Annotated in this window: 5 protein-coding genes and 1 pseudogene; 2 read left to right on the top strand and 4 right to left on the bottom strand. The window is 36.2% G+C overall.

Annotated features, from left to right (window positions below; translation table 11 throughout):
* Positions 1-72: 72 nt before the first annotated feature.
* Both ACMGE6_RS05880 and ACMGE6_RS05875 read left to right on the top strand, forming a co-directional pair.
* Positions 73-258 (top strand): hypothetical protein, encoded by a 186-nt coding sequence (locus tag ACMGE6_RS05880; RefSeq protein ID WP_414045604.1) that lies wholly within the window; start codon positions 73-75, stop codon positions 256-258.
* Positions 259-281: 23 nt separating this feature from the next.
* Positions 282-1793 carry a glycosyltransferase gene (locus ACMGE6_RS05875; RefSeq protein WP_414054781.1) on the top strand — a complete coding sequence of 504 codons (1512 nt, stop codon included), beginning with the start codon at positions 282-284 and terminating at the stop codon, positions 1791-1793.
* 104 nt (positions 1794-1897) lie between these two features.
* Here the strand turns inward: ACMGE6_RS05875 and ACMGE6_RS05870 are convergent, their stop codons facing one another.
* The 4 genes and pseudogenes from ACMGE6_RS05870 to ACMGE6_RS05855 form a co-directional block, all read right to left on the bottom strand.
* Positions 1898-7609 carry an SdrD B-like domain-containing protein gene (locus ACMGE6_RS05870; protein WP_414054835.1) on the bottom strand — a complete coding sequence of 1904 codons (5712 nt, stop codon included), beginning with the start codon at positions 7607-7609 and terminating at the stop codon, positions 1898-1900.
* Between the two features lie 557 nt (positions 7610-8166).
* Positions 8167-8305 (bottom strand): annotated as a pseudogene (locus ACMGE6_RS05865) (YSIRK-type signal peptide-containing protein); the annotation flags it as partial.
* A 200-nt stretch (positions 8306-8505) separates the two neighbouring features.
* Positions 8506-10104 carry an ABC transporter substrate-binding protein gene (locus tag ACMGE6_RS05860; RefSeq protein WP_414054780.1) on the bottom strand — a complete coding sequence of 533 codons (1599 nt, stop codon included), beginning with the start codon at positions 10102-10104 and terminating at the stop codon, positions 8506-8508.
* 3 nt (positions 10105-10107) lie between these two features.
* Positions 10108-11694, bottom strand: a complete 1587-nt coding sequence (locus tag ACMGE6_RS05855) for a helix-turn-helix domain-containing protein (RefSeq protein WP_414054779.1) — start codon at positions 11692-11694, stop codon at positions 10108-10110.
* Between the last annotated feature and the right edge of the window lie 28 nt (positions 11695-11722).

Here is an 11722-nt window from a genome sequence, read left to right as displayed (position 1 = left end):
TCTTTTTATAACATTCAATAAATGATAAAATATTATATAATTAAAATCCAATAAATTAGGAGTACTATTACTATGGAAGAAAAAAAATCTTTAGAAGAAATCAACAAAGAAATTGAAGAACAATTAATATATGAAATGGAAAACAAAGAAGAGGAAGAAGATAAGAAAAAACGTCGCGCAATCTTCAGTGTGACTGGTGTTATCATGCTTTTCTTTGCCTTAAGATTGCTATACGGCATATTAAAACCATTTTTCTAGACGTCAAATATTAGGAGTTTAGCATGCACTACTTTATCGGGTTAGGTATTTATCATAGCTTCACAGGTGTTGATAAAGCGCAGTTCAATCGTCTAAAACTTTTCAAACAGTTTAATATCCCTGCTAAAATTCTTACAGTGAGTTACCATCATCTCAGTGCTTTATACGCACAACAATTAGGTATTCAGCAAGATGTACTTAACATGTATGACTATTTCCAAAAATGTAACTACACGATAACGCATCAAACCTTCGATTTAATAAACTATTGGCAGACATATTTAGGCTATGACGTTGAAATCCAAAGGAACAAATATATCGTCAAAGTCATGCAAAATAATCGCATGATTATTTATGCACGTTTTTTCGATTTAGCACATACTCAACCAATGTTTATCAACCACTTCAATTCAAAAAACGAATATGTTAAACATGAAGAATACGATGTAAGAGGCTTCTTAAGTTCTATATCCCATTACGGATCAGGTAACAAAGTGGTATATCAGGAATTTTTTACGCCTTCAGGTGAAAAGGTCATTGAGAAATATTTCGATGATAATAATGCCCTAACGATGATTTTCCTTAAAAATCATTACGGACAATTTGAAAAATTTGATTCCGAGCAATCTTTAATCACTTATTTTTTCGATTTAATCTATAAGACAGAGGATACCTTTATTATTGATCGTCCACTTGAAATTGTACCAGCATTTTTAAACATGAAGACACAAGCAAACGCTTCAGTAGTCATACATATGAAACACCTTGCTGAAATAGATGTTTCCAAACCACGCCTTAAGTGGCCATATGCATTGTTATTCAATCATCTTGATAGATTTAAAGCTTTGATTACATCAACTGAAGGTCAAAAGCACGATATCGAATCGTATATTAAGGACCATCACCTTCACTCAATTGATGTTGTCAATATTCCAGTTGGATACATTGACCAAACACAATTTAAATCAGAAAAAACTTTAAAAAAATATCATCATCTTATTTCTGTTTCTAGATATGTAGATGATAAACAACTAGATCATCAAATCAGAGTCGTTCATCGACTTCATAAAGTTTTTCCGGAACTCACACTAGATTTATATGGTTTTGGATCAAGCCAACAAAAACTTGAAGCATTAATTCATTCATTAGATGCAGATGACTATATCAAAATCAAAGGATTTCAAAAAGACTTATCAACAGTATATGCTCGTGCTTCTGCAAGCTTATTAACAAGTAACTCAGAAGGCTTTGCCTTAGCTGTATTAGAGTCGTTGTCATATAGTACACCTGTTATTGCTTATGACATTGATTACGGACCTAAAGAGATGATCATTAATAATGTGAATGGTAATTTAGTTGAACTTAATAATGAAGAAGCATTGTATCATACACTTTATGCTTTTCTATCAAATAAAACTAAGCAAATTAAATACTTTAATCAGTGTATTCCTTCAATTGAACCTTATTATGATGAAAATATCATTGAACGCTGGAAGCACTTATTCAATATTATGAGAAAACCTTCTGACCAATAATTTGATCAGAAGGTTTTAATTTTATACTTTAATTACTTTTCTATAATTTTATATATTATTAAACAGCGACATGAGTGACTCTCATGCCGCTGTTTTTAATTATTTTATTTTTTTCTTCTATACAATAGTGCTCCACCTAAACCTGCTAATAGTGCTGCTAATGCTCCACCATTATTGTTTTCACCTGTGTCTGGTAAAGAAGTTAAATTCTCTTTATTTGGTGTACCTTGAGAAGTCTTATGTGTCTCAGGCGTTCCTGGCTCACTTGGCGTACCCGGTTCACTTGGCGTTCCTGGTTCGCTTGGTGTACCTGGTTCACTTGGTGTACCTGGTTCACTTGGTGTGCCTGGTTCACTTGGCGTTCCCGGTTCAATCGGTGTTCCCGGCTCATTTGGCGTACCTGGTTCACTTGGTGTACCTGGTTCGCTTGGTGTACCTGGTTCGCTTGGTGTACCTGGTTCGCTTGGCGTACCCGGTTCACTTGGTGTACCTGGTTCATTCGAACCTCCACCTTCCGGTCTATAGAATCCTGAATCGATTGTGTAGTTATTTTCTGTTAAATCTACACTTACTACTGATCCATCTGAATCTAATGTGTCATCGCCTACATTTAATCCTGTTGGAATCATACCAGCTGGTGTTTCGAAGTAAACAGTATATTTACCTGGTTCTAAATCTTTAAAGAAATAGTGACCATTCGCATCAGTTGTAGTTTTGATGATTGTACCATCAGGTTTCACTAATGCTACAGTTGCACCTTCAATACCTTTTTCACCCGCATCCTGAATACCATCATAATCCGTATCGAACCATACTGTATCTCCAAGTTCTAATTTAGATGGATTTTTAACAAACCCTGAATCGATCGTTGGATTGTCTTTTCCATCTACTGTTACTACAACTTTTGTACCGTCTGAATCTGTTGTATCATCTCCGCTGTTCGGTGTTGTTGGTGTGTAACCATCTGGTGTTTCAAATGTGATTGTATTATCACCATTCGGTACATTAGGGAATTCGTAATGACCTTTTTCATCCGTTACAACTGTTTCAGTTGTACCATCTGGATGTGTGATCGTTACTTTGACACCTGGGATACCCGGTTCTCCTGGATTTTGTTGACCGTCATGGTTGGTATCTTCCCATACTGTGTCACCTACGGTTACTTTGATGAAACCAGAATCTACAGTCATATCGTTTGCGTTATTGATTGTTACTTTTACTACTTGTCCATCTGAATCTAATCCATCATTACCTACATTAGAAATTGTTGGACCATTATATCCATCAGGTGTACCGAAGGTTACTGTATAGTCGCCATTCGGTAAGTCTGTGAAGACATAGTGACCGTTCGCATCTGTCGTTGTTGTTACTGTTGAACCGTCAGGTTTCGTTAATGTAACTGTTACGCCTGAAATTCCTGGTTCGTTAACATCCTGGATGCCATCTTTATCTTGATCGAACCATACTTTGTCTCCAATTTTGTATGTTTCCTTCACGAAACCAGAATCGATGGTTGGATTATCTTTTCCATCTACTGTTACTACAACTTTTGTACCGTCTGAATCTGTTGTGTCATCTCCGCTGTTTGGTGTTGTTGGTGTGTAACCTTCTGGTGTTTCAAATGTGATTGTATTATCACCATTCGGTACATTCGGGAATTCGTAATGACCTTTTTCATCTGTCACCACTGTTTCAGTTGTACCGTCTGGATGTGTGATTGTTACTTTGACACCTGGGATTCCTGGTTCTCCTGGGTTTTGTTGACCGTCATGATTTGTATCTTCCCATACTGTGTCACCTACGGTTACTTTGATGAAGCCTGAATCTACTGTCATATCATCTGCGTCTTTAATCGTTACTTTCACTACTTGCCCATCTGAATCTAATCCATCGTTTCCTACATTAGAAATTGTTGGACCATTATATCCATCTGGTGTCCCGAAGGTTACTGTGTAGTCGCCGTTTGGTAAATCCGTGAACACATAGTTACCGTTCGCATCTGTCGTTGTTGTTACTGTTGAACCGTCAGGTTTCGTTAATGTTACGGTTATGCCTGAAATTCCTGGTTCGTTAACATCCTGGATGCCATCTTTATCTTGATCGAACCATACTTTGTCTCCTAAATCGTATACAGGGACTAAACCTAAATCGATTGTCGGATCATCTTTACCATCTACTACAACTTTAACTGTTGTACCGTCTGAATCCTTCGTATCATCACCTTGGTTTGGTGTTGTTGGTGTATAACCATCTGGTGTTTCGAATGTGATCGTGTTTTCACCGTTTGGTACGTTCGGGAATTCATAATGGCCGTCTTTATCTGTTACAACTGTTTCTGTTGATCCATCTGGATGAGTGATTGTTACTTTCACGCCTGGAATACCTGGCTCGCCTGGTTCTTGTACGCCATCTCCATCATCTTCCCATACTGTGTTCCCAACTTTAACTTGGATGAAGCCTGAATCGATTGTCATATCGTCTGCATTGTTAATCGTTACTTTCACAACTTGACCATCTGAATCTAACCCATCGTTTCCTAAGTTAGAGATTGTCGGACCATTGTATCCATCAGGTGTACCGAAGGTTACTGTATAGTCGCCATTCGGTAAGTCTATGAAGACATAGTGACCATTCGCATCTGTCGTTGTTGTTACTGTTGAACCATCTGGTTTCGTTAATGTCACTGTTACATTTGCGATGCCTGGTTCATTTGTATCCTGAACGCCATCTTTATCTTGGTCGAACCATACTTTATCGCCTAAATCATATACAGGTACTAAACCTAAATCGATTGTCGGATCATCTTTACCATCTACTACAACTTTAACTGTTGTACCGTCTGAATCCTTTGTATCATCACCTTGGTTTGGTGTTGTTGGTGTATAACCATCTGGTGTTTCGAATGTGATCGTGTTTTCACCGTTTGGTACGTTCGGGAATTCATAATGGCCGTCTTTATCTGTTACAACTGTTTCTGTTGATCCATCTGGATGAGTGATTGTTACTTTCACGCCTGGAATACCTGGCTCGCCTGGTTCTTGTACGCCATCTCCATCATCTTCCCATACTGTGTCCCCAACTTTAACTTGGATGAAGCCTGAATCGATTGTCATATCGTCTGCATTGTTAATCGTTACTCTCACAACTTGACCATCTGAATCTAACCCATCGTTTCCTGCGTTAGAGATTGTCGGACCATTGTATCCATCAGGTGTACCGAAGGTTACTGTATAGTCGCCATTCGGTAAGTCTGTGAAGGTGTATTTTCCATCCGCATCTGTCGTTGTTGTTACTGTTGAACCATCTGGTTTCGTCAACGTTACTGTCACGCCCGGAATACCTGGCTCATCCGCATCTTGTACACCGTCTTTATCTTCATCAAACCATACTTTGTCGCCTAAATCGTAAAGTGATTGTGAATCTGTTACTGAGTCTGTTACTGAGTCTGTAATTGAGTCCGTTACTGAATCTGTAATCGAATCTGTTACTGAATCTGTTACTGAGTCTGTTAATGAATCTGTAATCGAATCCGTTACTGAATCTGTTACTGAGTCTGTCACTGAATCCGTAATTGAATCTGTTACTGAATCTGTCACTGAATCTGTTACTGAATCTGTCACTGAATCTGTTACTGAATCTGTTACTGAATCTGCCACTGAGTCTGTCACTGAGTCCGTCACTGAATCCGTAATTGAATCTGTCACCGAATCTGTCACTGAATCTGTGATTGAGTCTGTTACTGAGTCTGTGATTGAATCCGTCAATGAGTCCGTTACTGAGTCCGTCACTGAATCTGTCACTGAGTCTGTCACTGAGTCCGTTACTGAATCTGTCACTGAATCTGTCACTGAGTCCGTCACTGAGTCCGTCACTGAATCCGTTACTGAATCCGTCACTGAATCTGTTACTGAATCTGTCACTGAATCTGTCACTGAGTCCGTCACTGAGTCCGTCACTGAATCCGTTACTGAATCCGTCACTGAATCTGTTACTGAATCCGTTACTGAATCCGTTACTGAATCTGTTACTGAATCCGTTACTGAATCTGTTACTGAATCCGTTACTGAATCTGTTACTGAATCCGTCACTGAATCTGTGATTGAGTCTGTTACAGAGTCTGATAAAGAAGTATATCCAGCATCAATATCCATATTATCTGCATTATATATAACCGCTGTAACTCTATTTGAAGTTGGTGTTATATCTGAATTTGTAGCTAGATTATCTGATTTATTTGTTGTTGGAATTAATTTTGTTTCATCTGGATTAATAAACTCCACTTGGTAAGTTCCGTTTACTAGATTATCAAATAAATATTTTCCAGTGCTGTCTGTTTTAGTTGTTGCGATAAAATTGCCGTTTTGATCATATAGGTTAACAGTAGCTCCCGCTAATATCGTTTCATCTGGTGATGTTCCTTGAACACCATCATTATCTGCATCAAACCAAACATAATCTCCAAGTTTATAAGTTGGATTTAAATAAAAGCCTGAATCTATTGTGATATTATCGGCACCATCAATAGTTACAGTTACTGAACTTCCATCAGAATCTAATCCATCCGTAGTTGAAGAATTGTTAGCAGTTGTTGGTGTGTAACCTTCTGGTGTTTCAAATGTAACAGTATAAGTTTCTTTATCTGATAGTCCTGTAAATTCATAGTACCCATTGGCATCTGTAAGAACAGCCTTTTGAGAACCATCAGGGAATGTTAAGGTAACGACAACATTAGAAATAGGTGTATTTACTTCATTTTGAATACCATCTTTATTAGTGTCTTCCCAAACATAATCTCCAATTTTATATGTCGCTACATTACCCGTTCCGCCAGAGTTATCAGAGTTTATACCAAGGAAGTTATAATATCCAGCGTTATAATAATATCCATTATTATAAGACTCCATATTTGCCCCAATTTTAATATCGTACGGACTATTAGCATCTGCTTTGGCAACAACACGTATAATATATGTGTGATTAGTATCTCCTAAATATAATGAAGCAATATCATCACCAAATTCTGTATGCACGCCTACTCTTTGATATTGTGAATAATCCGTTATACGCATACTTTGAGGGATATAAGCATTCCCAGCATCATAAACTTCAATGACAGTATTACTATCGATATAGACGCTTCCATCTGCACCAAATTCACCATTATTACTAACTTCTTTGCCTGTAATATTTACCCAAGTGTTATAAGCATCCAACTTGTAAGGGTTAACATATATTATTTGTTCAACTGTATTAGTATCAGGATTATAGTTTTCAAGTGCAGACATAATATTTGAACTACCTATTTGAACTGGTCTATTATATGCTACTCGATAACTTGTAGTAGTTGATTTACCAGCCAGTTCAAAACTTAAAGGCACTGTTTGCTCTTCTTGAACTTTTGCTCTATCAATATAAGAATAAACTTCTAAGTTAGCATTAACATTATTGTATTTATCAACATAATTTGTAAATGTATATAAAACAGTATTAGTTGCTTGATCAAAAGTTCCTGTTGCAATTACTTCTCCTGAATAATCAGTGATGTCGATCGGTACATAATCCTGAAAAGTAAGATCATCAGGTGTAACTAAGTCAGGGTATTTAAATGTAAATGTTTGACCAGCTTTTGCTGCATCATCAATTGTAAAGTTAACAGAATATCTTATTGCTTCTGTTTGAAGTGATTCAATTACTCCATCCTTCGTTCCTGTTTCAGAAATACTGCTAGATACGATTTTAACTAAATCATTAGATGTAGGAGCTGTTAATGTATTAAGATTTGTCGTATCAAGATTACTAAGCGAAATTGATCGCATCATAGCACTATTTGAATTAATAGAAACGGGCGTTGCCTCTACTGTTTTGCTATTCATTTGTTCAGTAATCGCTATTAATAATGCAGATATAAGTTCATCAGAAGAAATATTTTTATAGTCTAAATTCAAGTTTTTAACAGCTTTCATTGATTCATCTGAGGAAATACCTGTATTTGAAGCATAGTAATCCGCTAATAACTTTTCTTTTTCTTCATCTGAAGATAGAGAATCAAGTTGTTTTACAGCAGAATAAGTTGTCGATTCCTCTGTTGTTGGTGCCTCCATTGTTGGGGCTTCTGTCGTTGCTACTTCTGTTGTTAGCACTTCTGTCGTCGGGGCTTCTGTTGTTGACTCTTCCGTTGTTGGTGCTTCTGTTGTTGGCGCTTCTGTCGTTGGCGCTTCCGTTGTTGGTGCTTCCGTTGTCGGTGCTTCTGTTGTCGGTGCTTCTGTTGTCGGTGCTTCTGTCGTTGCCTCTTCTGTTGTTGATGCTTCTGTCGTCAGTGCTTCTGTTGTAGGGATCTCTGTTGTCTGAACTTCTGTCGTTAATGTCGAATTGCTATTTGTTTCTTCAGCATAAGCTGCATTTCCTAAAAAGATGAGTGATCCTATTAATATCGAAGATGTCCCTACTGAAAATTTCCTGATACTATATTTTTGCTGGCGTTTATGCACCGGACTATTTTTTCTTTTATGCATTTAAATTATCCCCCTGTATATTTGATTAATAACGTTAATTAGTATATTTAATTAAAAAATATTTAAAAAGTGACATAAAATAATTAAATGTCCTATATATTTAAAAATTATTAATTAATATTTTTTACAATTTATTGTATTTAGTGTTTTAAAAATAAAAAAACCGGACAAATTTATCCGGTTTGCAATAAAACAGAAAATTATATATGAGATTTATCGACAATAATTTTATCAAAGGCAATGATTCCGTGTGGATCGACTTGAATATTCTTAAACTCATTCGGCAACGTCATTGTTCTGACTACAGAAAATGCTTCATTAAATAAACATTCTTCTACTAATCGTTGATGAATGGCTTCACTTTCATTCTTCGCTTTATTAATTCCTTTATCTTTAATCAGTTCAAGAAACTGATAAATTTCAATATCATCCTGATACCAGTCTTTAAACTTACAATGAGTAAGTAAATTCAGTAATTTATATGGCTGTACTTGCTGATACGTCTCAGCAAGCCATATACAATCTATATCCATTGTACTGAGGGATTGTGTCAGAAGGTCCTGATGTCTTATATGCATCAGTTCGAGCGTTATATTAAATGCCTCAAGTCTTTTCTGGACGTTCTTAAACACGTTAATCGTGTATTCATCAACGAGCACTTTTACTGACTTGTTGAATTCTGGTGGTGTTATAGTTTGTATTGGGTAATACCATTTCTTAAATACCTGGTTCGATTGATTCATTTCTGCAAAGACTGTGAATACTTCTCCAACAATGAATTTTCTCTGTGCCACAGTTAGCTTATTCTTGGGATTAAATAGTAGATATTCATTACCGCATGAACACTCTATAATCTTATTTTCATAATATTTTCTTGTGTCATAGACAAAGTATTTTTCACTGTTTTTAATCAAACTCACACTATCAATCAATGGGGCACGCTTCGCATAGAGATTTTGTTTCAGTATAATTTCGTTATTTGAAAGCTGCTCAATTCGATACGGTCCTGTACCTATTATCTTTTGATGGTCTTCTCGGAATATACCGCTATATGCTTCGCTTAAGTAGAACTTCAGACTTTCATCGACATGTTTACAATGGATGATAAGCTTGAAATCTGATATCACTTCTATAGATAGGATTTGATGAAAGTTAGCTTGATAGCTTTCATGATGAATCAGTTGATCTAAAGACGCCTTAACATGTGCACTTTGCAGCATCTGACCATCCGAGAAGAATATATCGCGGTTAAGATAGATAATTAACTGATTATCCTGCCATTCATCATATTTGACGAGCTGATAATCAATCTTATTAAATTCGTCAACAGTATATAATGTTTGCAGTACCTGAGATACTACCTGAACACTTACGACATCGCTCAAATCCAACGGGTGGATGCGTTCTGGTATCATGTAGACATAATCCATAATCGAGCTATTCACAAACTGTTGTTTCTCATGAATATGCGTCTGGAAGAACTGATGAAGTGTTTTAAGTTTATCCTCAGACCACGGTAAGTTCAGCAACTGCTGCAACTCTATCGATGTAAGATTATCATTAGATTCAATCATATCAATCATAAGTTCTCGTTCAATATCAATGAGAATTTCGATATTATCAAAGGTTTTTCTTCCTGGTGAATCATCGAAGGTAATAAACTTTAGTTCTTCCCATTTGTTTAACAACCTGGATACATGACGCGGGGAAACTTCCAGATAATCATATAACTTAGTTGTATTGTGAATATCCGGTGTCTCTAAGTAATGTTTAAGTTGTAATAGTTTAGCATCAATCATTTGTTAATTCCCTTCCTCATGAACAAGACTGTCATATAGCATTACGCCGTAAGGATTGACGATAATATTACGATATTCTTTCTCTACGAAGTAACGACGATAGCCGTAAGAGAGTATGGAGAGTTGTGCATTTTCTTTAAAGTATGATTGATACTCCTGATTGATCACTGACCAGTCTTCCACACTTGTTGATTCGAAGCGTTTCAATATTTCCTCTGACTTATCATAGTTTAATAGCCATTTCGTGAACTTAGATGTCGATAATAAGTTATAGAAGAATAGCACTTCAAGAGACGCTTCATTCAACCAGATGAAGTCTACATCCCACTCATCAATATCTCTACTTAAAAATGTTTCAAATGTAACTTCAGTTTTATGTACCTTAAATCCAAGTGAAACTAAATATTCATATAAGAAGTACTGCTCTCTTTTAAAAGATTCAATGACTAACATCTTAAACTCGACAGCAGTATCTCTTTCAACACATGGATACGGTTCTATCTTAATAACACGTTGGAATTCTTTCTCTACATTACGATTGATAAGAAAGTCATGTGCAGCATTGAGTATCATTTTACGTTCGGCTAGTGAAAGCCTTGTATCAGGATTAAAGATGATAAAATTGATCTTATGGAATAGCGCAAACTGGGAGAGTTTATTAGTATCAAAGTACTGCTGATACTTTTCCATATCATTAATCAAGATAACTTCATTCACATCCGGCGTAAAACGGTGAGACTGAGAGGAATATTTTAACACAACTTTATCATTTGTATGCTCTGCTACAACATACGGACCTGTACCGATACTTCTGCCATCAACATCTTTATATATACTCAAGTGAGGTTGAGATAAAAGAAACTTAATATTTTCTGAACGATTCATTTTAATCTTCAGAACGAAATCACTAACAACTTCAATCGCCTGAATATCAATCATTGATACGAGACTCATATCTTCTACAAGGCACTTTAGACAATCCACTACATTCTCTGCAAACAAAAGGTGACCATTTGAGAAGTGAATATCCTGATACAGGTGGATGAGCAAGCCATCATCCTGCCATTCATCATAGGCTACGATATTACTACGCAAATGCCCATCTGCATCAAACTCATACAAGCGATCCATCGTATTGAAGATAATTGTTGATAAAGCCACGTCCATATCTTCTGTCGGCTTTATTACTTCCGGAATTCTATATATATAATCCAGAATCTTATAATGCCCACTGTTATGCTTCGGTTGATGGATACATTGGTTGAGTAATGTATGGATAATGGACTTCGATTGCACTGAAATCGGTAATTCATTGATTTTATCCATATCTTCAATCTTTAAACAATCTATATTATTGATAATCTCGTTTACATAGTACTGCTCAATATCTAATCTTAATTTCAGATAGGACCGATTACCACGCCCTCGACCATTACGGTATTCTAAGAAACCATCGTCCTGCCATTTATTAATATTACGAATAAGTTGCCGTTCAGAGATGCCTAAAACCTCGGCTGCACGTTTACGGTTGAAATCTTCTGTTTTCAAATAGTGGTTAAATTCTAGTAGTTTTAAATCTATATTTTTCATATTTACAGCTCATTCTTTAAAATTATAT

It is taken from the genome of Macrococcus equi, assembly GCF_047426745.1.
Classification (GTDB): domain Bacteria; phylum Bacillota; class Bacilli; order Staphylococcales; family Staphylococcaceae; genus Macrococcoides; species Macrococcoides equi.
The sequence above is the reverse complement of the archived record's forward strand: the minus strand, read 5'-3'. Positions and strand labels throughout refer to the sequence as shown.

What these genes read in the sequence shown, in the direction of transcription:
- ACMGE6_RS05855 (WP_414054779.1), bottom strand. Translation starts at nt 11,694, where the DNA reads ATGAAAAATATAGATTTAAAACTACTAGAATTTAACCACTATTTGAAA.
- ACMGE6_RS05880 (WP_414045604.1), top strand. Translation starts at nt 73, where the DNA reads ATGGAAGAAAAAAAATCTTTAGAAGAAATCAACAAAGAAATTGAAGAA.
- ACMGE6_RS05870 (WP_414054835.1), bottom strand. Translation starts at nt 7,609, where the DNA reads ATGCGATCAATTTCGCTTAGTAATCTTGATACGACAAATCTTAATACA.
- ACMGE6_RS05860 (WP_414054780.1), bottom strand. Translation starts at nt 10,104, where the DNA reads ATGATTGATGCTAAACTATTACAACTTAAACATTACTTAGAGACACCG.
- ACMGE6_RS05875 (WP_414054781.1), top strand. Translation starts at nt 282, where the DNA reads ATGCACTACTTTATCGGGTTAGGTATTTATCATAGCTTCACAGGTGTT.